Raw genomic sequence first — 22,937 nt, 5'->3', positions numbered from 1 at the left:
CGGCCCACACCAGAACAGGGCATCCGGTGGGGGTGGAGAACACTGAGCGATCGTCCGAGCGTGCAGCAAGATGGATCGCATGGCGAAGGAGCTGTGGCGACCCCCGGCAGACGTGCTCGAACACACCCGTATCGGGACATTCCTGCGCTGGTTGTCCGCGGAGCGCGGCCTCGACTTCGGCGGTGACTACCGGGCGCTCTGGCAGTGGTCGGTGGACCGACCCGCCGAGTTCTGGCGTGCGATCTGGGACCACTTCGAGGTCGTCGCGCACGCGGCGCCGACCGCCACCCTGGCCGACGCCCGGATGCCCGGTGCCGAATGGTTCCCCGGCGCCCGCCTCAACTACGCCGAGCACGTGCTGCGCATGCCCGGGGTCGCCGATGACGAGCCGATCGTGTTCGCCGTGTCGCAGACCCGCGAGCCGATCACGCTGACCGCCGCGGAGCTGCGCGAACAGGTCCGGCGGGCCCGGGCCGGCCTGCGCCGGCTCGGGGTCGGTGCGGGCGACCGGGTGGCCGCCTACGCCCCGAACATCCCGGAGACGTTCGTCCTGCTGCTCGCGACCGCCAGCCTCGGCGCGATCTTCTCGAGCTGCGCTCCCGAGTTCGGCACCCGTTCCGTCGTCGACCGCTGGCAGCAGATCGGGCCGAAGGTCCTGGTCGCGGTCGACGGCTACCGGTACGGCGAGAAGCCCGTCGACCGCCGCGCCGAGGTGGCGGCGATCCGCGAGGCGCTGCCCTCGGTCGAGACGGTCGTCGAGATCGGCTACCTCGACGGCACCGGTGGCGGCTGGGCCGACCTCACGCGGGACACCGAGGAGCCGCTCGAGTTCGCGCCGGTGCCGTTCAAGCACCCGCTGTACGTCCTCTACTCCTCCGGCACCACGGGGCTGCCGAAGCCGATCGTGCACGGGCACGGCGGCATCCTGCTCGAGCACCTCAAGATGCTGGCCCTGCACCACGACCTCGGGGCGGGGGACCGGTTCTTCTGGTTCACCACCACCGGTTGGATGATGTGGAACTACCTGGTCTCCGCCCCCGCCGTCGGCGCCGCGGTCGTGCTGGTCGACGGCAACCCGGCCCACCCCGACCTGGGCTGGCTGTGGCGGGTCGCCGCCGCCACCGGGATGACGTACTTCGGCACGTCCGCGCCGTTCCTGCTGTCCTGCCGCAAGGCCGGCATCGTGCCGAAGGAGATCGCCGACCTGTCCGCGCTGCGCGGGGTCGGGTCGACCGGGGCGCCGCTGCCGGCCGAGGGCTTCGAGTGGGTCTACGAGGCGGTGTCGGACCGGGTGCTGCTGGTCTCGGCGTCCGGAGGAACCGACGTCTGCACCGCGTTTGTGGGAGGTGTACCGCTGCTGCCGGTCCACGCCGGAGAGATCGCCTGCCGGGCGCTCGGTGCGCGCGTCGAGGCGTTCGCGGCCGACGGCACGCCTGTCGTCGGTGAGCTCGGCGAACTGGTCATCACCGCGCCGATGCCGAGCATGCCGGTCGCCTTCTGGGGCGATGCGGACGGTTCGCGGTACGCCGACGCCTACTTCGGGACGTATCCCGGCGTCTGGCGGCACGGCGACTGGATCACCGTCGACGCCGGCGGCGCCTGCGTGATCACCGGCCGCTCCGACGCCACCCTCAACCGCGGCGGCGTCCGCCTCGGCACCAGCGAGTTCTATTCCGTGGTCGAGGGCCTGGACGACGTCGTCGACTCGGTGGTCGTACACCTCGAGGATCCCGAGGGCGGTGCGGGGGAGCTCCTGCTGTTCGTCGTGCTGCGACCCGGCGCGACGCTCGACGACACGCTGCGCGGCACGATCGCGCGGGAGCTGCGCACCGCCCTGTCCCCGCGGCACGTGCCCGACCAGGTCTTCCAGGTCGAGGCGGTGCCCCGCACGCTGTCCGGCAAGAAGCTGGAGGTGCCGGTGAAGCGCATCCTCACCGGCACCCCGGTCGAGCAGGCGGCGGCCAAGGGCGCGCTGGCGAATCCCGAGTCGCTGCGGTACTTCGAGGCCGCGCGCGCCCGCGGCCAGTCGTAGGCGCTAGACCGTCGGCCCGACGAGGCGGGTCGCCTGCTCGGTTTCGGCCCGGGCAGACAGCTTCGCCAGGTCGGTGTGCGTGCTGATCACGATGCTGGCGCCGGCCGCGAACGGTGCGAGCAGCCAGTCGACCGGCCACGGGTAGGCGTCGGCGTCGAGCAGCACCCGCCCGCCGGTGATGCCGAGCTCGGCGGCCCGGGCGGCGGCCCGCTCGATCAGCGCGGCCTGGCCGATCGCCGTGCCGTCCGGGTCGACCAGCGCGACGGTGTCCGCGGTGACGGGCGCGCCCGGGAAGTGGTCGCCGTGCTGCCGCACGTCGGCGACGTAGTCGGTCCAGCCGGGCGGGACCGCGCGCAGCGGCATCCCCATCGGCGCCAGGCCGAGCACGAACCGGTCCGCCGGTCCGGCCGGGGTGCCCGCCTCGACGGCCTGCGACGAGGCGAACTCGACGTCGGCGCCGGCCGCGGTCGGCTCGCCGTAGGCCACCGTGAGCCCGGCCGACCAGGCGCCGAGCAGCACCGCCGCGGTCTGCCAGTGCGGCGGCAGCCAGACGGTGGCCTGGTCGCCGGGGCCGAGGCCGCAGCCGTCGACGAGCAGGTTCGCCGTCTTCGACACCCAGTTGCCCAGCGTCGCCCCGGAGAGTTCGATCCGTTCCCCGCTCGCGTCGTCATAGAACGTGAACAGCGGAAGTGACGGGTCTTTCGCGACAATTGCCGCAAAGAGTGAAGGAACTGTATTCCCCATATGTCCGGAAAATCCCTTCCGTAGCATCTTGGCATGCATGTACGGGCAACGCGACGATACCGGCGCCGCAAGCTTGTCGCCGTCGTCGCCTGCACCCTCACGCTGGTCGCACCGGGCAGCAACACCGCCACGGCCGACCCGCTCGATCCGTTCGTTCCGCCGGTCGCGCCCGTCGACCTGGCCGAACCGCTCGCGTGGGCCAACCCCGTCAAGGTGCCCGGTAGCGAGGGTGTCACGCCGCAGGTCACCCGGCTGGCGCTCGGCGACTTCAACCGGCCGGCCGCCGGGGTCAGCGCACAGTCGGGGACGCTGAGCGACGTTCCGCTCGCCGAGGGATACCGCCGTACGCGGCAGACCCGCACGCTCACCACGACCCGCGCGTCCACCGGCCGGTTCAGCGCCGTCGGCCTGACCTGGCGCGAGAGCGGGAGGGTCGGCGCGATTAGCATCGCCGTCCGGCACCACGTGCCGGGCGGGGCGTGGAGCAGATGGCAGACGGTGAGCGCCGGGGAACTGGACCGCGACCCCGTCCGGGCACCGGAGGAGCGCGCCGGCGACGTCCAGCGCGGCGGCTCCGACCTGCTGTGGCTCGGACCCAGCGACGGCATCCAGCTCTCCGTGACCTCGGTCAGCGGATCCGTGCCGCACGACATCACCGCCGATCTCATCGACCCCACCGACGCGCCGCTGGACTCCGCACCGGCCGCCACCGTGACCGAGGCCGCGCCGGTCGGGCTCACGCCGTTCATGCCGCCGATCAACCGGCGGGCCGCCTGGGGCGCCAACGAGCAGCAGATGAACTGGCGCCCGCAGTACGCCAACTACGTCAAGGCCGTCGCCGTGCACCACACCGCGACCAGCAACAACTACTCCCCGGCCGACGTGCCGAAGATCCTCCGCTCGATCTACCAGTACCAGACCGTCAGCCGGGGCTGGGGCGACATCGGCTACAACGTGCTGGTCGACCGGTTCGGCCGGCTCTGGGAGGGGCGCTCCGGAGGCCTTGCCCGGCCGGTCGTCGGCGCGCAGGCCGGCGGCTTCAACACCGGCACCGCGGGCATCGCCATGATCGGCGACTTTCGCTCGACGAGCGTGCCGCCGGCCGTCGTGGAGTCCGCCGCGAAGTACATCGCGTGGAAACTCTCACTCAACCAGGCCATCGATCCCCGCGGTACCGTCACGCTCACCGGCGGCGGGTCGACCTCGCGGTATCCGGTCGGCACCACCGTCACCGTCCCGCGCGTGTTCCCGCACCGGCAGACCAACCCCACCGAGTGCCCCGGCGACAAGGCGATGGAAGTGTTGCCGCAGATGCGCAACCGGGCCGCCGGACTGCTCGGTGACATGGTGAAGCCGGACATCGTGCGCACGCTCATGGCCACCTACCGTCCGGCCGACGGCACCGTGTGGCTGCAAGGGATACCGCAGCCGGTGTTCACGACCGGGCCCAACGAGATCGCCGTGCCGGCCGACTACAACGGCGACGGCAAGGTCGACGTGGCCACCTGGTCACCCACCACGGGTAACTGGACCATGCTGCTCACCGGCGAAGGCCCGCGGAAGGTGCAGTGGGGACTGCCCGGAGACGTACCGGCACCGGCCGACTACGACGGCGACGGCAAGGCCGACCTGACCGTTTTCCGGCCCGCCAACAGCACCTGGTACATCAAGGGCCTCGGCGAACTGCGGCTCGGCTCACCCGGCGACCAGCCCGTTCCGGGCGACTACACCGGCGACGGGCGCGCCGAGGCCGCGATCTGGCGCCCGTCGACCGGGTTGTGGGCGATCTACGCGTTGCGTGAGTTCCACTTCGCCGAGCCCGGCGGGATCGCCGTGCCGGCCGACTTCGACGGCGACGGCGACATCGAGCCGGCGACGTGGTCACCGACGACGCAGCAGTTCACGATCGGCGGGCTTCCGCCGGTCCGGCTGGGCGACCCGGGCGACACGCCGTTGACGCGACAGTTCGACGGCGACGGTCGAGCCGATCTCGCGGTCTTCCACGACGGACGGTTCGAAATCCGCGGCGTGGGCAGCTACGACGTGGGGCTGCCCGGCGACGTAGCGATGCCGCTCGGCTGAATCCTGGGTGGAAGTCGGGTCCAGTCGCGTCGTGGACATCGATCATCGGCGGATCGGGCGTAGGCTTTGGGCCGGAACGTCGCCTCGAGTCCAGAAGGAGTCGCCAAGTGACCCCCGGCCGTCCGCCACGCGTGCTCGTAGACGCCACGAGTGTCCCAGCCGACCGAGGCGGTGTGGGGCGCTATGTCGATGGTCTGCTCGGCGCCTTGGGCGCGCTCGACGCGGACCTGGCGGTGGTCTGCCAGCGCACCGACGCGGAGCGTTACGGCAGGCTGCTGCCGAATGCCCGGATCATGTCCGCGCCCGCGGCGGCGGCGCACCGGCCCGCCCGGCTCGCCTGGGAGCAGACCGGCCTGCCGATGCTCGCCCAGCAGGTCGGCGCGCAGGTGCTGCACTCGCCGTTCTACACCTGCCCGCTGCGTGCCGGTTGTCCGGTGACCGTGACCGTGCACGATGCCACCTTCTTCACCGAGCCCGAGCATTACGACAAGTCGCGCCGCACCTTCTTCCGCTCCGCGATCAAGACCTCGCTGCGGCGGGCCAGCCGGGTCATCGTGCCCAGCAAGGCCACCCGTGACGAGCTGATCCGGCTGCTGGACGCCGACCCGACCCGCATCGACGTCGCGTACCACGGCGTCGACCCGGATGCGTTTCACGCACCCAGCGAGGACGAGAAGGCCCGCGTCCGCGCCCGGCTCGGCCTCGGCTCGACCGACTACATCGCCTTCCTCGGCGCCAAGGAGCCCAGGAAAAACGTGCCCAGCCTGATCCGTGGCTGGATCGCCGCGGTGCGGGACCGGCCCGACCCGCCCGCCCTCGTGGTCGCCGGCGGCCAGGGCCACGACGACGAGATCGACGCCGCGATCAGCGAGGTCCCGAGCCGCCTGCGGCTGCTACGGCCCGGCTATCTGCGGTATGCGGACCTTCCCGGCTTTCTCGGCGGGGCGACCGTCGCCGCCTATCCGTCCTTCGGCGAGGGCTTCGGCCTGCCGATCCTGGAAGCCATGGCCTGCGGCGCACCCGTGCTCACCACACCGCGGCTCTCGCTGCCCGAGGTCGGCGGCGACGCCGTCGCCTACACCGGCCCCAGCCCCGACGAGATCGCCCGCGACCTCGCCGCGCTGCTCGACGACACGGAGCGGCGCAACGCGCTGGCAAAAGCCGGCGCGGCACGCGCCAAGGAGTTCACCTGGGAGTCGAGCGCCGAGGTCCACCTCGCCGCCTGGGCGAGAGCCGCCGGCCCGCGGTACTGACGGTGTCGCCGGCACTCATACCCTGCTCACCCGTCACGCCATGTCGGCGCTTGACGTCACCTTCTGAATCCGGGCCAGGCGATATTGGTAATGGACACGACACCGTCGAGTTGTCGGAAGGTGCCCTCTCCTGGGCATGATGGGGCCGTGTTCTACGCGGTGATTCCAGCAGGTGGTAGTGGCACGCGGCTGTGGCCGCTGTCGCGAGCCGGTCATCCGAAGTTCCTCCACGCGCTCACCGGCACGCCGTTGTCGCTGCTCCAGGCGACGTATGGCCGCTTGGAGGCCCTTGCGGCGCCGGAGACGACATTCGTGGTCACCGGGGTGGCGCACGCGGCCGCCGTGGCCCGGCAACTGCCCAGCCTGCCCGAGGGCAACATCCTTGTCGAGCCGACCCCGCGCGACTCCTGCGCGGCGATCGGCCTGGCGGCCGCCGTGATCGCCCGCCGCGACCCGCACGCCGTCATGGGGGCCTTCGCCGCCGACCAACTGGTTCGCGACGTGCCGGCCTTCACCGAGACGCTCACCAAGGCGATCCAGGGTGCCGAGGACGGCCTCTTGATGACGATCGGCATCACGCCGAACCATCCGGAGACCGGCTACGGTTACCTGCACGTCGGCGAGCCCACCGGCACCGGCGACGTGTGCAAGGTCGCCGAGTTCGCCGAAAAGCCGGTCCTCGAGGTTGCCAAGCGCTACGTCGACTCGGGCGAATACCTGTGGAACGCGGGGATGTTCGTCTGGCGCGTCGACGTCTTCCTCGACGAGCTCGCCCGCCAGCAGCCGGCGCTGCACGAGGGCCTGATGCGCATCGCCGAAGCGTGGAACACGCGGGAGCGGGAAGAGGTGCTGGCCGAGCTGTGGCCGGGCCTGACCAAGATCTCCGTGGACTTCGGCGTCATGGAGGGCGCCGGCCGCGCCGGCCTGGTCGGCACCGTGCCGGGCAACTTCGGCTGGAACGACGTCGGCGACTTCCACACGCTGGGCGAGCTGCTGGAGACCGACACGGCCGGCAACGTGGTGGTCGACCTGGGGCTGGAGTCATCGACCCGATCCAAGCCGACGGTGCTGATGCAGGAGTCGGAGCGCGTTGTGGTGGTGCCCCACTCGGGCCGCCTGGTGGCCGCGGTGGGCGTCAACGACCTGATCATCGTGGACACCCCGGACGCGCTGCTGATCTGCCCGCGGGCACGTGCCCAGGACGTCAAGAAGCTGGTGGACTCCTTGAAGGAGCGCGGCTCGATAGAGCTGCTCTGACCGGCCGCGACGCGGGTTCGCGCCACGGCCGGTCAGGCGGGGGCGCGGACCCACTCAAGACGCTCGCCGACCGCCGCCGTAGCTATGCGCCGCCCTTGGCCCAGGCGAGCGCCGGTGCGACCAGGGGTTCCGTTGCGCCGGCCAGTGGGGTGGGCAGGGCGTCGGGGGTGAACCAGGCGAGCGCGGCCGACTCGGCGCTCACCGACTCCACGGCGCCGGGCGGCGCGATCGCGGCGTAGCGCACGTCGTAGTGCAGCGACGGGCCGCCCGAGCACTGCACGTAGTGCACGTCCAGGCCTATGGGCGCCTCGCTGATTCGCAGGCCCGTGATGCCCGACTCCTCGGTCGCCTCGCGCAGGGCGGTGCCGGCCACCGACAGGTCGCCCGGCTCGCAGTGGCCGCCGAGCTGGACCCAGCGCTTGATCCGGCCGTGCAGGCAGAGCAGGACCCGCTCGGCTGCCGCGTCGACGACGAGCGCGCTCGCCGTCACGTGCCCGCCCGCGTGCTCACGCCACATGGTGGTCGCATCGGACCGCACGAATCCGAGAAACCGCTGCCGGGTCGCCTCGGCCTCCGTCGTCGGCGCCGTCCAACTCGTCAGAACCGCAAGTGCGTCGTCGTGCAGCGTCATAGTGACGGTAGGCTACCGCGACCGATCGCCAGGACGCCGAGGGGCACACCACCTTCCGGCACCTCGGCCGTCAGACGGGGGTCACCGCCGGCCTCGATCCAGACCGTCGCGAGACCTTCAGCAGCCAGAATGGCCCGCAGTCGCTGGATCTCCATGCCGACCTCAACGGCCCGTGCGAGGTCGCCGGCCGGCGCCCAAGCGACGATCGCCGCCGCGGTGTTGTCCGGGAGAATCACGCTCCGTGTCTGCGGAAACGGCAGATCGGGCAGCGTCACCGGACCCGGCTGAAACGCCGCGGCGTCCGAGATCTCCGCCGAGGCGCGCAGCCCGCGGGCCACGGCCTCCGCCGTGCCGAGCGAGAACAGGTCGGCGTCGGCGCCCCGGATCAGCTCGGCCGCTCCCGTGCCGTGTCCCTCGGCGCGGATCGGCAGCCCGCGGACCACCGCGACCGGCACCTGATCGGTCTTGCCCTTCACGAGGTCGGCGGCGGCGGCCAGCTCGTCGACGACGGCCATCTGGGTGAGCTGGAGCTCGTTGCCGTATGTGTCGCGGCGCCCCCGATAGTCGGTGAGCGCGTTGATCCCGGCCGCACCGATCGCGACGTCGGTGAGTCCGAGCCGCCACGGCCGGCCCATGGTGTCGGTGACCACGACGGCGACGTCGAGCCCGAAGCGCTCCCGGAACTCGTCACGCAGCCAGCGCGCCGACGCGTCGGGGTCCTTGGGCAGCAGCACCAGGTGCGTCGGGTCGACGTTGGACGCGTCGATGCCGGCGGCGGCCAGCACGAACCCGTGATGCGTCTGCACGATCCGGGTCGCACCCCGCCGCGCGACGACCCGGGCCGTCTCCGCGCGCAGGACCGCCTCGCGGGCCGTCTCCCGGGCCGGCTCGTCGAGCGGGATCTCGACGAGCTGCCCCTCGGCCTTGCTGACCACCTTGCTGGTGACCACGAGAATGTCGCCGTCCGCGATCCAGGGCGCGGCATCCCGGATCAGGCCCGCGAGGTCGGCACCGGGGCGCACGTCGCCGATGCCGACGACCGGCAGCACCGAGATCCCCTCGGTCATGACACGCCTGCCACGGACAGGGCGGCCCGGACGATGGCGCCCGTGGCCGCCTCGTCGGTCATCCACAGCGGCCTGGCGTGCACCGTCAACCCGGGCACCTCGACGCCCGCGTCGGACTCGTCGACCAGCCAGCCGTCGAGCACGCCGCCGGCGCCGCGGGCGCCGAACAGGCCGCCGACGCCGGCCGGGCTGCACTCGACGCCGACCACCGCCAGGCACTTGTCGGCCATGCCGCGTACCGGGGCGGTGCCGATGATCGGCGACACCCCGACCACGGGCGCCTTGCCGGTGACCACCGCCTCACGGACGGCCGGAACGGCGAGGATCGGCGCGACGCTGACCACCGGGTTGCTCGGCGCCACAAGTACGACATCTGCGGCGGCCAACGCGTCCAGCACACCCGCTGCCGGCTTGGCCGTCTCGGCCCCCACGAACACGAAGCGCTGCGTCGGCACCGCCGCGCGGTGGCGGATCCACCACTCCTGGAAGTGGATCGCCTTCGTCGCGCCGTCGACCTCGACCACCGCGTGCGTCTCCACCCGGTCGTCGCTGGCGGGCAGGACGCGGATGCCCGGCTGCCAGCGGTCGCACAGCGCCGCGGTGACGGCGGACAGCGGATAGCCGGCGTCGAGCATCCGGGTGCGCACCAGGTGCGTCGCGATGTCCTTGTCACCGAGGCCGAACCAGGTCGGCTCGGCGCCGTAGGCCGCCAGCTCCTCCTTGACCGTCCAGGTCTCGCCGACCCGGCCCCAGCCACGCTCCGGATCGGCGCCGCCGCCCAACGTATACATCACGCTGTCGAGATCGGGGCAGATCCGCAGTCCGTGCAGAGTGACGTCGTCGCCGACGTTGACCACCGCCGTCACCTCGGCACCCACCTCCCGGGCCACCGCACGCGCGCCGAGCAGGAAGCGCGCGCCGCCGATGCCGCCGGCCAGAACCACGATCCGCATGCCGTCAATCCTGCCCCACCAGTACGACACTTCTCCGCGGGGCCGTCGGTCTTCCTGTGCACGCAGGATTCGGAAGCAGGGACTAGGCTTCGACCGACCTGTTTGCGACATCCACGCGTGTTCATTTCGGGAGAGCCAGTGAGCACCCAGCCACCAGACCCGACCTCGTCCGCGGCGTTCTCGCCGCAGCCGGCCACCTCGCCGTACGCAGCCGTGGCCCAGCCTGCCGCGGCTCAGCCGAAACCCGCGGAAGAGAAGAAGGCGCTCCAGTTCACCTCGCCGTACCGGGAGCTTGTCTCCCTCGTGCTGCTCGGCGTGAACGGCGTCCTGCTCCTCGCCGGGCTGATCACCCTGCTCACGTCGCTGGCCAGCGACTTCCTGGGCAACGCGGGCTCGTCCTTCGGCTCGTTCGTCTCCGTGGAGACCATCGCGTTGCCGATCCTCGCGGTGCTGATCGCCACGCACATCGAGCCGGCGGTGCCGAAGGCGCGCCTCGTCGTCCTCGGCGCGCTGATCGAATATGCGATGGCCGCGCTGTTCGGCGTGGTGCTGCTGCTCGCCGGCCTCATCGGGGACCTGCAGCCCGATGGTGTGCGCGTCGGTTTCGTGTTCGCCGCCTTCCTGAGCCGCCTGGGCGGTCTGGCGCTGCTCGGGCTCGTCCTGTTCCTGGTCATCCGCGTCTACCTCGGCGCATATGCACCCGCCAAGCCGCCGCAGGGTGTGTACGGCCAGCCGACGTACCCGTACGGCCAGCCCGGATACCCCTACGCCCAGCAGCAGTACGGGCAGCAGCCCGGCTACCCGGCCGGCGCGCAGACCGCCCCGGTGCCGCAGGGCTACCCGGCACAGCCCGGCTACCAGCAGCAGCAGACCGGCGGCTGGGCCAATCCGCAGACGACGGGCAGCAACCCGGCCGTCCCGGGCGCCGCGGCCGGCTACGCGAGCCAGAGCTTCCCCGCGCAGCAGGCCCAGCCCACGTCCACCGGTGCTCCGGCGTTCACCGCACCCACCTCCGCGGCGCCCGCGCCGACCTCGGCCGCACCGGCGTCCGGCGCGCCGGGTTACGCCGCACCGGCCTCCGGCGCTCCCGCCTTCGGGGCCCCGGACGCGGGTGCCCAGGCGACCGGGGCACCCGCGTACACGGCTCCGCCATCCGGGGCGCCGAGCTTCGGCGCTCCCGCTTCCGGCGCTCCGTCGTTCGGCACGGGTGAGCCCGTCTCCGGTGCACCGTCCGCCGAATCGCCGCTGAGCTCGCCGTTCGCGTCGTACACCGCATCGGCCACCGCAGCCGCCGACGAGCCGGTCTCCGCCTCGCCGGCCGACAGCGACCCCTCGACCCCGCCGTCGGGCTTCGCCGCGGCCGGCTGGCCGGGCGGCACCTCCACGCACCCGGCACCGCAGGACAGTGCCCCGGCGCCACAGGCGGAGGGTGAGGCGGCTTCGCCGTTCGGCAAGACGGGCGCCTTCCCGCCGGCCGACCCCGACGCCACCACGGCGCTCGCCCCGGCCTCCCAGGACGAGGCACCGCCCGCGGTCGTCGCCGACGCCGAGGCAGCGGCGGACACCGAGACGGTGGGCGGCATCGCGCCCACCGACCCGGACGCCACGGCCACGGTGGCCCACCAGGCCGCGGACCCCGAGGCCACCGCGGCGTTCTCGCACGTCCAGCACGCCCGGGCGGACCGGCCGGCCGACCCGGACGCCACCACCGTGCTGGGGACACCCACCTCCGGGGACGATGACGACACGCAGCGTACGCAGGTGATCCCGCCCCGCGGCTGAAGCGACGAGAGATCTCGGAGGTCCTCCCGGTGGGCCTCCGGGATCTTTTCGCCTGGCGGCATCGGGGATTAACTCACATTCGCGGTAGGCGTTGATCCGTTCGGCGGCAGCTTAGGCTGCAATGCGTGACCTTTGCAGCCAGAAGTACCGAGGGCAACGCGATGCGGCGGGCCCTCCGTCGCGCGGCCGACGGTCGCCCGCTCGACGTGACGGAGGCGGCCGTCCTCCTGGCCGCTCGCGACGCGGCCCTCGACGACCTGCTCACCGTGGCGGGCCAGGTGCGCGACGCGGGGCTGGCCGACGCCGGCCGCCCGGGCGTGGTGACGTACTCCAAGAAGGTCTTCATCCCGCTCACCCGGCTCTGCCGCGACCGCTGCCACTACTGCACGTTCGCGACGGTCCCGCACCGGCTGCCCAGCGAATATCTCGAGATCGACGAGGTGCTCGCGATCGCCAAGGAGGGCGCGGCGCAGGGCTGCAAGGAGGCGCTGTTCACGCTCGGTGACCGCCCGGAGGAGCGGTGGCCACAGGCCAAGCGGTGGCTGGACGAGCGCGGCTACGACTCGACGCTCGACTACCTGCGGGCCTGTGCGGTGGCGGTGCTGGAGCAGACCGGCCTCCTGCCGCACCTCAACCCGGGTGTGCTGTCCTGGGCCGAGCTGCAGCGGCTCAAGCCGGTCGCGCCGAGCATGGGCATGATGCTGGAGACCACGGCGAACCGCCTGTGGTCGGAGCCGGGTGGTCCGCACTTCGGCTCGCCCGACAAGGAGCCCGCGGTCCGGCTGCGGGTGCTCGACGACGCCGGCAGGGTCGGCGTCCCGTTCACCACCGGCATCCTGATCGGCATCGGCGAGACGCTCGAGGAGCGCGCGGAGTCGCTGTTCGCGATCCGCAAGACGATGCGGGAGTACGGGCACATCCAGGAGGTCATCGTCCAGAACTTCCGCGCCAAGCCCGACACGGCGATGCGCGGGATGCCCGACGCCGAGCTGCACGACCTGGCCGCCACGATCGCCGTCACCCGGCTGGTCCTCGGCCCGAAGGCGCGCGTCCAGGCCCCGCCGAACCTCATCGACGAGGAGTACGGTCTCCTGCTGCGGGCCGGCATCGACGACTGGGGCGGTGTCTCGCCGATCACGCCCGACCACGTCAATCCCGAGCGCCCCTGGCCCGCCATCGACGAGCTGGCGCGGCAGAGCGCGAAGGCGGGCTTCACGCTCAGGGAGCGCCTGACCATCTACCCGGAGTACGCCAAACGCGGCGTCCCGTGGATCGACGCCCGCCTGACGGCCCACCTCGCGGCGCTGATGGACGCGGAGACCGGCCTCGCCGGCGAGCGCGCCATGCCGGTCGGCCTGCCGTGGCAGGAGCCGGACGGCGGCTACGAGGACAGTGGCCGCACCGACCTGCACGCCGCGATCGACACCGAGGGCCGCACCGACGACCGCCGCGGCGACTTCGACACGGTGTACGGCGACTGGCAGGAGGTCGCCGCCCGCGTGCGGACGACCAGCGTCCAGCGGCTCGACAGCGACGTCCACAGTGGACTGAGGCTGGCCGCGGAGCATCCGGCGAAGCTGCTCGACAAGGAGCACGAGGCCGAGGCGCTGGCACTGTTCAACGTGGACGGTCCCGGGCTCGAGGCGCTCGTCGGCATCGCCGACGGCCTGCGCCGTGACGCGGTCGGCGACGACATCACCTACGTGATCAACCGGAACGTCAACTTCTCCAACGTCTGCTACGTCGGCTGCCGGTTCTGCGCGTTCGCCCAGCGCGAGCGGGACGCCGACGCCTACCGCCTGTCCTACGAGCAGGTCGCCGACCGGGCCGAGGAGGCCTGGCACGCGGGCGCCTCCGAGGTCTGCATGCAGGGCGGGATCGACCCGAAGCTCCCGATCACGGCGTATGCGGATCTGGTCCGGGCCGTGAAGGCCCGCGTCCCCGGCATGCACGTCCACGCGTTCAGCCCGATGGAGGTCGTCACCGCCGCGGCGAAGGCCGGCGTCTCGATCCGCGACTGGCTCGTCCAGCTCAAGGAGGCCGGCCTGGACAGCATCCCGGGAACGGCCGCGGAGATTCTCGACGACGAGGTCCGGTGGGTGCTCACCAAGGGCAAGCTGCCGACGTCGGCGTGGGTCGAGGTGGTCACCACCGCGCACGAGCTGGGCATCCGGTCGAGTTCGACGATGATGTACGGCCACGTCGACCACCCCGGCCACTGGCTCGGCCACTTCCGGGTGCTGGCCGGGATCCAGGACCGCACGGGCGGCTTCACCGAGTTCGTGGCGCTGCCGTTCGTCCACCACAGCGCGCCGATCTACCTCGCCGGCATCGCCCGGCCCGGCCCGACCTGGCGCGACAACCGGGCCGTGCACGCGATGGCCCGGGTGTTGCTGCACGGCCGGATCGACAACGTCCAGTGCTCGTGGGTGAAGCTCGGTGACGAGGGCACGGTGGCGATGCTGCGCGGCGGCGCCAACGACCTCGGCGGCACGCTGATGGAGGAGACCATCTCGCGGATGGCCGGCTCGGAGCACGGCTCCGCCCGAACGAGGGAGGAACTCGAGGCCATCGGTAAGGCCGCGGGCCGCCCGGTCCGCCAGCGCACGACCGTCTACGGCCGCGTGTCCGCCCGAACCTAGGTGCGACGTCCGCCCCTTTTTTGCGCGTTGATCTTGCAGTTGTGGTGCCGAGACACTCCCTGAATGCCCGGGTTTGTCAGGCACCACAACTGCAAGATCAACGCGCAAAAAAAGGGGGGGTTAGGGCAGTGCTCCGGTCGTTGGCACCATGGCGATGGCGGCGACGATCCCGGCGAGCAGCAGCAGCATGAGGATCCGGCGGCCGGGGACGAGGATCGCCAGCAGCAACGCACCACCGGTGACGCGCAGCGGGTGGGTGTGCACCTGGACGACCGGCCAGCCGATGCCGGGCAGGATCAGCCGCACCGGCCCGATCACGTGGTTCCGCTCGACCGCCCTGGCGTCCGGCTGCTGGTTGGCGTCGCCCTTGAGCACGAGCGTCCCGTCCGCCGCCTGGCTGACGACACGGTGCGTGACGGGACCGCGCGGGTCGGTGTACGTGACGATCTCGTACACCGCCACCGACTTCGCGTGCGGATCGACGAACACGAGATCACCGGAGTGCATCGCCGGCGCCATCGAGTTCGACGTCACGACGTAGGGCTTCCATCCCAGCCCGACGATCCCGACGGTGAAGACGATGACGGACAGGGCCACACCCAGGAGCAGCCGCTGGATCACTGCCGCCATTTCGGCTATCGACGCGGTGGCTTGAGCAAACTCACGAAGACTTCTTCCGGCGCGTCCGGCGTGTCGCGCGTTACCTCCGGCGGGTCTTCATCGGTATGGGTACGGCACGTGGGTAACGAGTGATCGCCCGGGTGGGCCTATTTATCAGGTTCGGCTTGACGACGCACGCATTACACGCGTGTAATTTCACGGGGGATGTTCGAGGGTGAGCGCAGTCAGTCACCTTGCGGACATAAGGGAACACCGCGCCGAGGTACTACACCTTGTAGGACATGCGCCTTCCGCGTGGGGGGTTGCGCCGGCATTGACGCCGGTGCGCAAGAAGGAGGCACGCTGATGGACGGCCGACCAGTCGTGGCCGACCTGCTGGGTAACGCTCCGGAGTGGCAAGAACGCGCTTTGTGCTCGCAGACCGACCCGGAGGCATTCTTTCCGGAGAAGGGTGGGTCGACACGCGAGGCCAAGCGCATCTGCTCGCGCTGCGAGGTGAGGGCGGACTGCCTGGAGTACGCGCTGGGGCACGACGAGCGCTTCGGAATTTGGGGCGGTCTCTCGGAGCGTGAACGCCGCAAGCTCAAACGACGGGCTGCCTAGCGGGATCGGAAGTGCATGTGCAAATTGGGCGCCGGCATCGCCGGCGCCCAATTTCATGCATCCGGGGGGATCACGCGCAGATGTCCACGCCGTCCGAGCGGGTGTTGTTGGTCGGTTTCTTCGCGATGGGGTGCCGGCCGGGCCGCCTCACGGACCGCCTCGGCGAGTGCGACGAGGTCGTCGTTGGTCGGCGGGGGCGGGCCGTATTCTCCCTCGTGCCGCACCAGGTCCCAGCCGCGCGGTGCGGTGAGGCCGCGGGCATGGGACTCGCACAGGTCGTAGGAGTGGGGTTCGGCGAACGCGGCCAACGGGCCGACGACCGCGGTCGATTCGGCATAAACGTACGTCAACGTCGCAACGGGCTGTCGGGGGCAACCGTTGCGCGAGCATCGACGTGGGGTCCTCACGGCCAGACGGTATCGCTCCGCGAGGCTCCGCCCAACCCGGTAGCCCTGCGACACGCCGTGGTGACCCAGGCGACACGCCCGCTCGGGCGATCGGGCCCGGGCAGTACGCTGACTAGGTGGCGAGCCCAGACCGACGACGCAGCGGACCGGGACGGCGCGGTCGCGACCGGCACGGCAGGGGGCTGCGCGGTCGACTCGTGCCCGCGTCCCTGCCGATGTCGCGCACCCGCGCCGAGATGTTCGACGACCTGGTCCTCGACTCCGTCGAGCAGCTCGAGCAGCGGTTCGCCCAGGAGCTTGCCGGCGTGGAGTTCGCCGTCGAGGACGTGCCGCCCGACCTCAACGTCTACGACTCCGACGTGCTGGAGGACGGCGAGGTCCCGCTGGCGCGGCTGTTGCCCGGCCGTCCGGGCCGCCACGGCGTGCCGCCGCGCATCGTGCTGTACCGCCGGCCGCTCGAGTTCCGGGCCGCCGACCACGACGACCTGGCCGACCTGGTCCACGACGTGATCATCGAGCAGGTGGCCAACCTCCTCGGCGTATCTCCCGAGGACCTCGACAGCTAACGCCGGTCGGGCGCCGAGGACCCGGGACATCAGGGCGGCGCGACGGGCGGCCCGTCCGCAGCTCGGCCGCGTCGGCGTGGATGTCACCGGGCAGCGCCGCCCGCGGCTCGACCGGGGGCAGGGCGGACATCCAGTAGCTCATGGCGGTCCGTTCTACAGGCGCGCCCATGCCTCGGCCAGCACCGACCGCAGGATCTGCTCGATCTCGGCGAAGTGCCGCTCGTCGCAGATCAGCGGCGGGGCGAGCTGGATCACCGGGTCGCCGCGGTCGTCGGCGCGGCAGTACAGGCCGGCGTCGAAGAGCGCCTTGGACAGGAACCCGCGCAGCAGCGCCTCGGACTCCTGGTCGTCGAACGTCTTCTTGGTGGCCTTGTCCTTGACCAGCTCGATGCCGAAGAAGAAGCCGTCGCCCCGGACGTCGCCGACGATCGGCAGGTCGTGGAGGCGCTCAAGGTACGACCGGAACACCGGCGAGTTGGTCCGGACGTGCTCGTTGAGCCCTTCGCGCTCGAAGATGTCGAGGTTGGCGAGCGCGACCGCGGAGGCGACCGGGTGACCGCCGTAGGTGATGCCGTGGGCGAACCAGCTCGAGCCCTCCAGGAACGGCTCGGCCAGCCGCTCCGTCGCGAGCATCGCGCCGAGCGGCACGTAGCCGGAGGTGAGGCCCTTGGCGACGGTGATGATGTCCGGCTGGTAGCCGTATCGCGTGGCGCCGAAGTATTCGCCGAGCCGGCCGAACGCGCAGATGACCTCGTCGGAGACGAGCAGGACGTTGTACCGGTCGCAGATCTCACGCACGCGCTGGAAGTATCCGGGCGGGGGAGGGAAGCAGCCGCCGGCGTTCTGCACAGGCTCCAGGTAGACGGCGGCGACGGTCTCCGGGCCCTCGAACTCGATGGCCTCGGCGATGCGGTCGGCGGCCCAGACGCCGAACTGCTCCTCGGACATGGACTGGTCGGGCCGGCGGTAGTAGTTGGTGTTCGGCACCCGGAACGCGCCGGGCACGAGCGGCTCGAACTCCTGCTTCAGCACAGGGATGCCGGTGATCGACAGGGCGCCCATCGACGTGCCGTGGTAGGCGATCGAGCGGGACAGCACCTTGGTCTTGAGCGGCTTGCCGGTGTGCTTGAAGTACGACCGGGCGAGCTTCCACGCGCTCTCGACGGCCTCCGAGCCGCCGGTGGTGAAGAAGACGCGGTCGAGGTCGCCAGGGGCGATGCCGGCGAGCCGCTCGGCCAGCTCGATGGCCTTCGGATGCGCGTACGACCACAGGGGGAAGTAGGCGAGCTCGGCGGCCTGTTTGGCGGCGGCGTCGGCGAGTTCCTGGCGTCCGTGGCCGGTCTGCACGACGAACAGCCCGGACAGCCCGTCGAGGTACCGCTTGCCGGCGCTGTCGTAGATGTACGGCCCGTCGCCGCGCACGATCACCGGCACCGGTGCGTTCCGGTACGCCGAGAGGCGGGTGAAGTGCATCCAGAGGTGGTCGCGCGCGGCCGTGTCGAGTTGGGCCGCGCCGGGCTGCTGAGCGGTCATCGGGTCCCCCACGCATAGGTCTGCTTGGCGAGCTTGAGGTAGACGAAGGTCTCCGTGGCCGTCACGCCAGGGATGCTCCGGATCGTGTCGTTGAGAAGGTCGAGCAGGTGCTCGTCGTCGGTGCACACCAGCTCGACGAGCAGGTCGAAGCCGCCCGCGCAGATGACCACGTAGTCGATCTCGGGCACCGCGGCGAGGGACTTCGCGACCGGCCGGAGGTCTCCTTCGACCTTGATCCCGATCATCACCTGCCGGGCGAAGCCCAGGGTGAGGGGATCGGTGACCGCCACGATCTGCATGACGCCGGTGTCCAGCAGTCGTTGCACCCGTTGGCGGACAGCCGCCTCCGAGAGGCCGACGACCTTGGCGAGGGCGGCATACGACATGCGGCCATCGCGCTGGAGCTGCTCGATGATCCGCTTGTTGACGTCGTCGAGGACGGGCTCGGTCACATGTGGATTTTTACCCAAGGACCACCTGTTGGCAACTAATTCCATGGTGGAGAAACGGGCGATCTACGGAATCGTGATCGGTTTGAGCGTGCGGCGAGCCGTGACAGACTGGTCCGGCCTGTTTCGGCGGGATGGCGCTGACACTGAGATCCGTAGGAGCACCCGTGCGAAATCCCTCTCGCCCGCCGCTCTCTCCAGAAGTGGCCGCCCTCCTGAACGCGACCGGACTCTCCCGCCGGACTCTCATGCGTGGCCTGCTCGCCGGTGGTGCCTTCATGGCGACCGGCGGTGCGCTGGCGGCATGCGGCACCAAGCCCGTCAAGAAGCCGGAGGCGAGCGGTAGCCCGGCCTGCATCGGCACCGACGCGTCGGCGACCGAGAAGAAGATCAACTTCTCGAACTGGCCGCTCTACATGGACGTCGACAAGAACGACGAGAAGAAGCGCCCGACGCTCGACGCGTTCCAGACGAAGACCGGCATCACGGTCTCGTACAACGAAGACGTCAACGACAACAACGAGTTCTTCGGGAAGGTCCGCCACCAGCTACAGGCCTGCCAGTCCATCGACCGCGACATCATGGTGCTCACCGACTGGATGGCGTCGCGGGTCGTCGGCCTCGGCTGGGTCCAGCCGTTCGACAACAGCAAGACCCCGAACTTCACCAAGAATGTTCTCGCCACGCTGCGGAACCGGCCGTGGGACAAGGACATGAACCACGCCGCGCCGTGGCAGTCCGGCCTCACCGGCATGGCCTACAACGCCAAGGTCACCAAGGAGATCCGCACCGTCGACGAGCTGCTGACCCGCCCCGACCTGAAGGGCAAGGTCGCCGTCCTCGCGGAGATGCGCGACACGATGGGCCTGATCCTGCTCGCGATGGGCAAGGACCCCGCCGACGTCTCGGAGGCCGACTTCGACGCGGGCATCGAGAAGCTCAAGAAGGCCGTCGACTCGGGCCAGATCCGTAAGTTCACCGGCAACGACTACAAGGAGGACCTCGCCAAGGGCGACCTCGCCGCGTGTGTCGCGTGGTCCGGTGACATCATCCAGCTCGCCGCCGAGGACGGGAACATCAAGTTCGTCACGCCGGAGTCGGGCCTGATGCTGTGGTCGGACAACATCGTCATCCCGTCCTCGGCGACCCACAAGGCCAACGTCGAGCAGCTCATCGACTACTACTACGACCCCAAGGTCGCCGCGGAGCTGGCCGCCTACGTCAACTTCATCTGCCCGGTGCAGGGTGCGCAGGAGGCCATGCGGCAGATCGACCCCGAACTGGCCGACAACCCGCTGATTTTCCCCGACGCGGGCACCCTCGGCAAGGTCCACGCCTTCAAGCCCATGACCGAGGCGGAGGACAAGAGGTTCGCCGCGAAGTTCGAAGCGGTTTCCGGAGCCTGACACATGACCGATGCGAAGCGGAGCGAAGAGGCCGGCGCCAGCGGTGCCGACCTCCACCTGGTCGGCGTGACGAAGCGGTTCGGAACCTTCACGGCGGTCGACGACCTCACCCTCACGGTGCCCAGGGGCTCGTTCTTCGCGCTGCTCGGCGCGTCCGGGTGTGGCAAGACGACCACCCTGCGGATGATCGCGGGTCTCGAAGAGCCGACAGCCGGCCGGGTGCTGCTCGACGACCGGGACGTGACCCGGCTGCGGCCCTACCAGCGGCCGGTCAACACGGTGTTCCAGTCCTATGCCCTCTTCCCGCACCTCACCATCGCGGACAACGTCGCGTTCGGCCTGCGCCGCCGCGGCGTGAAGCAGTACGCCGAGCAGGTGGAGCGGATGCTCCACCTGGTCGAGATGGACGGCTTCGGCAGGCGCAAGCCGGCCCAGCTCTCGGGCGGGCAGCAGCAGCGCGTCGCGCTCGCGCGGGCGCTCGTCAACCACCCGCAGGTGCTGCTGCTCGACGAGCCGCTCGGCGCGCTCGACCTCAAGCTGCGCCGCCAGATGCAGGTGGAGCTCAAGCGGATCCAGACCGAGGTCGGCATCACGTTCGTCCACGTCACCCACGACCAGGAGGAGGCCATGACCATGGCCGACACGGTCGCGGTACTGAACGCGGGGAAGATCGAGCAGTTCGGCTCGCCTGTCGACATGTACGACCTCCCCGGCACCGCCTTCGTCGCGAACTTCCTCGGCCGGTCCAACCTCCTCGCCGGGACCGTCACCGGGCGCGGCGGCGACGACGTGCTCGTCGAGGCGTACGGCGGCCGTTACTCAGTGCCGGCCGCGCGCGCCCGCGCCGCCGACGGGACCGTCTGGCTCGGTGTCCGCCCGGAGAAACTGCGCATCGGCACCGAGGCGCTGGCCGGCCACCACGAGGTGCGCGGCATCGTGACCGACTCCTCCTACCTGGGCGTCAGCACGCAGTATCTGGTGCGGGCGCCGTGGGGGGACGAGCTGACCGTGTTCGTGCCCAACTCGGGTGTGGCCGCGCCGCTGGCGGTGGCCAGCGAGGTGACCGTCTCCTGGCGGCCCGAGCACGCCTTCCTGCTCTCCCGCCCGGCGAACGAGACCCACGCCCCGGTCGTGGACACGGAGGAAGTGGCGGCGACATGAGTGCCCTCGGGCATGTTGGCTCGTCCACGCCGACCCAACCGGTGAAGCTCGAGAAACCGCGGAAGACGTGGCTGCCGTACCTCCTGCTGCTCCCCGGCGGCCTCTGGCTGATCGTCTTCTTCGCCGTCCCCGCCGTGCAGTTGTTCGCGACCAGCCTCTACGACCCGGACGGGTCGCTGGCGGAGGGCTACGCGATGACCTGGGCCTTCGGCAACTACGCCGACGCGGTCCAGGAGTACCTGCCGCACTTCGGCCGCTCGATCGGCTACGCCGCGCTCACGACCGTCATCTGCCTGGTCATCGGCTATCCGCTGGCCTACGCGATCGCGCTCAAGGGCGGCCGGTGGAAGAGCCTCCTGCTCATCTGCGTGATCGCGCCCTTCTTCACCAGCTTCCTGATCCGCACGCTGGCGTGGAAGGTGATCCTCTCGGACGGGGGCCCGGTCGTGTCGGCGCTCACCGCGCTGCACGTGCCACTGCCCGACGGCCGGCTCCTGGCGACGACCCCCGCCGTGATCGCCGGCCTGGTCTACAACTTCCTGCCGTTCATGGTGCTGCCGCTCTACGCCAGCCTGGAGAAGCTCGACCCACGGCTCATCGAGGCGGCCGGCGACCTCTATGCCCGGCCGGTGTCCCGGTTCACCCGGGTCGTGCTGCCGCTGTCGATGCCCGGTGTCGTGGCCGGCACGCTGCTCACCTTCATCCCCGCGGCCGGCGACTACATCAACGCGCAGTTGCTCGGGACGAACCGGCAGTACATGATCGGCAACGTCATCCAGTCGAAGTTCCTGCGGGTGGGTGACTACCCCGCCGCCGCCGCGCTGTCGTTCACGCTCATGGCGGCGATCCTCGTGCCGGTCTTCGTCTACGTCCGCCGCGCCGGCACGGATGAGATGCTGTGATGCTCCACCGCGTCCGCCGGTACCTCGCGGACCACTGGGTCATGGCGGTCGGCCTGCTCGTCCTGCTGTACCTCTTCGTGCCGATCGCGGTGGTCGCCGCCATGTCGTTTCGCGACGCCGGCCGCAACGCCCCCTACACCCTGCAGAACTACAAGTTCACGTGGGAGCACTGGGCGAACCCGTTCGGCGCCGCCGGCATCGGTCACGCGTTCTGGCTGAGCATCGGCATCGCGCTGCTCGCCACGATCGGCGCGACGATCCTCGGCACGCTGATGTCGTTCGCGCTGGCCCGCCACCGGTTCCGCGGCCGCGCCGCGACCAACACGCTCATCTTCCTGCCGATGGCCACCCCGGAGATCGTGATGGGGTCGTCGCTGCTGGCGCTGTTCGTCGCGTCCGGGGTGCCGCTGGGCTTCTGGACCATCGTGATCGCCCACGTCATGTTCTGCCTGTCGTTTGTCGTCGTCACCGTCAAGGCCCGCCTCGCCGGCCTCGACCCGCGGCTCCAGGAGGCCGCGATGGACCTCTACGCCGACGAGACGCAGACCTTCCTGCGGATCACGCTGCCGCTGATCATGCCGGGCATCGTGGCCGCGGCGCTGCTGTCGTTCTCGCTGTCGTTCGACGACTTCATCGTCACCAACTTCAACTCCGGCACCGTCGTCACGTTCCCGATGTACGTCTGGGGCGCCGCGCAGCGCGGCATCCCGCCGCAGATCAACGTGATCGGCACCGCCATGTTCGTCATCTCGTTCCTGGTCGTCCTCATCGGACAGTTGCCGCGCCTGCGCCGAAAGGCTTGATACCCATGCGTCTGCTGATCGTCGCCGCCGTCGGCGAGCCCTG

The 22,937-nt window shown here is 70.8% G+C and carries 20 protein-coding genes; 12 read left to right on the top strand and 8 right to left on the bottom strand.

Annotated features, from left to right (window positions below; all coding sequences use genetic code 11):
- The first annotated feature begins 79 nt into the window (after window positions 1-79).
- Window positions 80-2,032 carry an acetoacetate--CoA ligase gene (locus Drose_RS33440; RefSeq protein ID WP_260725239.1) on the top strand — a complete coding sequence of 651 codons (1,953 nt, stop codon included), beginning with the start codon at window positions 80-82 and terminating at the stop codon, window positions 2,030-2,032.
- Between the two features lie 3 nt (window positions 2,033-2,035).
- Here Drose_RS33440 and Drose_RS33435 read toward each other — a convergent pair whose 3' ends face one another.
- Window positions 2,036-2,776, bottom strand: a complete 741-nt coding sequence (locus Drose_RS33435) for a TIGR03089 family protein (RefSeq protein WP_260725238.1) — start codon at window positions 2,774-2,776, stop codon at window positions 2,036-2,038.
- Window positions 2,777-2,809: 33 nt separating this feature from the next.
- Here Drose_RS33435 and Drose_RS33430 point away from each other — a divergent pair, with 33 nt between their 5' ends.
- From Drose_RS33430 to Drose_RS33420, 3 genes are all read left to right on the top strand, one after another.
- Complete coding sequence (locus tag Drose_RS33430) at window positions 2,810-4,858, top strand: N-acetylmuramoyl-L-alanine amidase (protein ID WP_260725237.1); 2,049 nt, start codon at window positions 2,810-2,812, stop codon at window positions 4,856-4,858.
- Window positions 4,859-4,965: 107 nt separating this feature from the next.
- Window positions 4,966-6,111 (top strand): glycosyltransferase family 4 protein, encoded by a 1,146-nt coding sequence (locus Drose_RS33425; RefSeq protein WP_260725236.1) that lies wholly within the window; start codon window positions 4,966-4,968, stop codon window positions 6,109-6,111.
- 147 nt (window positions 6,112-6,258) lie between these two features.
- Complete coding sequence (locus Drose_RS33420; protein WP_260725235.1) at window positions 6,259-7,368, top strand: mannose-1-phosphate guanylyltransferase; 1,110 nt, start codon at window positions 6,259-6,261, stop codon at window positions 7,366-7,368.
- Between the two features lie 82 nt (window positions 7,369-7,450).
- Here Drose_RS33420 and Drose_RS33415 read toward each other — a convergent pair whose 3' ends face one another.
- Genes Drose_RS33415 through cofD form a run of 3 tightly spaced genes read right to left on the bottom strand, consistent with a single transcriptional unit; the run spans window position 7,451 to window position 10,019 of the window.
- Window positions 7,451-7,999: an NUDIX hydrolase gene (locus Drose_RS33415; protein ID WP_260725234.1), complete on the bottom strand. Its 549-nt coding sequence runs from the start codon at window positions 7,997-7,999 to the stop codon at window positions 7,451-7,453.
- Window positions 7,996-9,066 (bottom strand): coenzyme F420-0:L-glutamate ligase, encoded by a 1,071-nt coding sequence (locus Drose_RS33410; protein WP_260725233.1) that lies wholly within the window; start codon window positions 9,064-9,066, stop codon window positions 7,996-7,998. Before Drose_RS33410 ends, Drose_RS33415 begins: the two co-directional genes overlap by 4 nt.
- On the bottom strand, window positions 9,063-10,019 hold the full coding sequence (gene cofD / locus Drose_RS33405) for a 2-phospho-L-lactate transferase (RefSeq protein ID WP_260725232.1): 957 nt from the start codon (window positions 10,017-10,019) through the stop codon (window positions 9,063-9,065). The genes Drose_RS33410 and cofD overlap by 4 nt, the downstream gene beginning before the upstream one ends.
- 138 nt (window positions 10,020-10,157) lie before the next feature.
- Between cofD and Drose_RS33400 the strand changes: the two genes are divergently transcribed.
- Both Drose_RS33400 and Drose_RS33395 read left to right on the top strand, forming a co-directional pair.
- Window positions 10,158-11,801 (top strand): hypothetical protein, encoded by a 1,644-nt coding sequence (locus Drose_RS33400; RefSeq protein WP_260725231.1) that lies wholly within the window; start codon window positions 10,158-10,160, stop codon window positions 11,799-11,801.
- A 161-nt stretch (window positions 11,802-11,962) separates the two neighbouring features.
- On the top strand, window positions 11,963-14,443 hold the full coding sequence (locus Drose_RS33395) for a bifunctional FO biosynthesis protein CofGH (protein ID WP_260729904.1): 2,481 nt from the start codon (window positions 11,963-11,965) through the stop codon (window positions 14,441-14,443).
- A 120-nt stretch (window positions 14,444-14,563) separates the two neighbouring features.
- On the opposite strand, the gene Drose_RS33390 is transcribed toward Drose_RS33395, so the two are convergent.
- Window positions 14,564-15,073: a signal peptidase I gene (locus Drose_RS33390; protein ID WP_260725230.1), complete on the bottom strand. Its 510-nt coding sequence runs from the start codon at window positions 15,071-15,073 to the stop codon at window positions 14,564-14,566.
- A 336-nt stretch (window positions 15,074-15,409) separates the two neighbouring features.
- Between Drose_RS33390 and Drose_RS33385 the strand changes: the two genes are divergently transcribed.
- Window positions 15,410-15,667: a WhiB family transcriptional regulator gene (locus tag Drose_RS33385; RefSeq protein WP_033364663.1), complete on the top strand. Its 258-nt coding sequence runs from the start codon at window positions 15,410-15,412 to the stop codon at window positions 15,665-15,667.
- Between the two features lie 53 nt (window positions 15,668-15,720).
- Here the strand turns inward: Drose_RS33385 and Drose_RS33380 are convergent, their stop codons facing one another.
- Window positions 15,721-16,074: a DUF3499 domain-containing protein gene (locus Drose_RS33380; protein WP_259859620.1), complete on the bottom strand. Its 354-nt coding sequence runs from the start codon at window positions 16,072-16,074 to the stop codon at window positions 15,721-15,723.
- Between the two features lie 116 nt (window positions 16,075-16,190).
- Here Drose_RS33380 and Drose_RS33375 point away from each other — a divergent pair, with 116 nt between their 5' ends.
- Entirely contained in the window at window positions 16,191-16,640 is a 450-nt protein-coding gene (locus tag Drose_RS33375) for a metallopeptidase family protein (protein WP_260725229.1), read from the top strand.
- A gap of 153 nt (window positions 16,641-16,793) precedes the next feature.
- Here Drose_RS33375 and Drose_RS33370 read toward each other — a convergent pair whose 3' ends face one another.
- Together Drose_RS33370 and Drose_RS33365 are read right to left on the bottom strand one after the other, a co-directional pair.
- Window positions 16,794-18,173 (bottom strand): aspartate aminotransferase family protein, encoded by a 1,380-nt coding sequence (locus Drose_RS33370; protein ID WP_260725228.1) that lies wholly within the window; start codon window positions 18,171-18,173, stop codon window positions 16,794-16,796.
- A complete protein-coding gene (locus tag Drose_RS33365; RefSeq protein WP_260725227.1) occupies window positions 18,170-18,670 on the bottom strand; it encodes an Lrp/AsnC family transcriptional regulator in 501 nt (166 codons plus the stop codon). The genes Drose_RS33370 and Drose_RS33365 overlap by 4 nt, the downstream gene beginning before the upstream one ends.
- Window positions 18,671-18,825: 155 nt before the next feature.
- On the opposite strand from Drose_RS33365, the gene Drose_RS33360 reads away from it, so the two are divergent.
- The 4 genes from Drose_RS33360 to Drose_RS33345 are packed head-to-tail and all read left to right on the top strand — an operon-like array spanning window position 18,826 to window position 22,894.
- Window positions 18,826-20,028: a polyamine ABC transporter substrate-binding protein gene (locus Drose_RS33360; RefSeq protein WP_260725226.1), complete on the top strand. Its 1,203-nt coding sequence runs from the start codon at window positions 18,826-18,828 to the stop codon at window positions 20,026-20,028.
- Window positions 20,029-20,031: 3 nt separating this feature from the next.
- Window positions 20,032-21,189, top strand: coding sequence for an ABC transporter ATP-binding protein (locus Drose_RS33355; protein ID WP_260725225.1), 1,158 nt, complete (start codon window positions 20,032-20,034; stop codon window positions 21,187-21,189).
- A 41-nt stretch (window positions 21,190-21,230) separates the two neighbouring features.
- The gene (locus Drose_RS33350) at window positions 21,231-22,091 is read left to right on the top strand and encodes an ABC transporter permease (protein WP_313899965.1); all 861 of its coding nucleotides are present in this window, start codon (window positions 21,231-21,233) and stop codon (window positions 22,089-22,091) included.
- Complete coding sequence (locus Drose_RS33345; RefSeq protein ID WP_260725223.1) at window positions 22,091-22,894, top strand: ABC transporter permease; 804 nt, start codon at window positions 22,091-22,093, stop codon at window positions 22,892-22,894. The genes Drose_RS33350 and Drose_RS33345 overlap by 1 nt, the downstream gene beginning before the upstream one ends.
- Window positions 22,895-22,937 lie beyond the last annotated feature (43 nt).

It is taken from the genome of Dactylosporangium roseum (genome assembly GCF_025264685.1).
Taxonomy (GTDB): domain Bacteria; phylum Actinomycetota; class Actinomycetes; order Mycobacteriales; family Micromonosporaceae; genus Dactylosporangium; species Dactylosporangium roseum.
Note: the sequence above shows the minus strand (reverse complement) of the source record. Positions and strands in the feature narration are given on the sequence as shown.

Coding starts and splice junctions, on each gene's coding strand:
- Drose_RS33365 (WP_260725227.1), bottom strand. CDS start 18,670: ATGGAATTAGTTGCCAACAGGTGGTCCTTGGGTAAAAATCCACATGTG.
- Drose_RS33370 (WP_260725228.1), bottom strand. CDS start 18,173: ATGACCGCTCAGCAGCCCGGCGCGGCCCAACTCGACACGGCCGCGCGC.
- Drose_RS33415 (WP_260725234.1), bottom strand. CDS start 7,999: ATGACGCTGCACGACGACGCACTTGCGGTTCTGACGAGTTGGACGGCG.
- Drose_RS33385 (WP_033364663.1), top strand. CDS start 15,410: ATGGACGGCCGACCAGTCGTGGCCGACCTGCTGGGTAACGCTCCGGAG.
- Drose_RS33430 (WP_260725237.1), top strand. CDS start 2,810: ATGCATGTACGGGCAACGCGACGATACCGGCGCCGCAAGCTTGTCGCC.
- Drose_RS33440 (WP_260725239.1), top strand. CDS start 80: ATGGCGAAGGAGCTGTGGCGACCCCCGGCAGACGTGCTCGAACACACC.
- cofD (WP_260725232.1), bottom strand. CDS start 10,019: ATGCGGATCGTGGTTCTGGCCGGCGGCATCGGCGGCGCGCGCTTCCTG.
- Drose_RS33345 (WP_260725223.1), top strand. CDS start 22,091: ATGCTCCACCGCGTCCGCCGGTACCTCGCGGACCACTGGGTCATGGCG.
- Drose_RS33410 (WP_260725233.1), bottom strand. CDS start 9,066: ATGACCGAGGGGATCTCGGTGCTGCCGGTCGTCGGCATCGGCGACGTG.
- Drose_RS33395 (WP_260729904.1), top strand. CDS start 11,963: ATGCGGCGGGCCCTCCGTCGCGCGGCCGACGGTCGCCCGCTCGACGTG.
- Drose_RS33390 (WP_260725230.1), bottom strand. CDS start 15,073: ATGGCGGCAGTGATCCAGCGGCTGCTCCTGGGTGTGGCCCTGTCCGTC.
- Drose_RS33435 (WP_260725238.1), bottom strand. CDS start 2,776: ATGGGGAATACAGTTCCTTCACTCTTTGCGGCAATTGTCGCGAAAGAC.
- Drose_RS33355 (WP_260725225.1), top strand. CDS start 20,032: ATGACCGATGCGAAGCGGAGCGAAGAGGCCGGCGCCAGCGGTGCCGAC.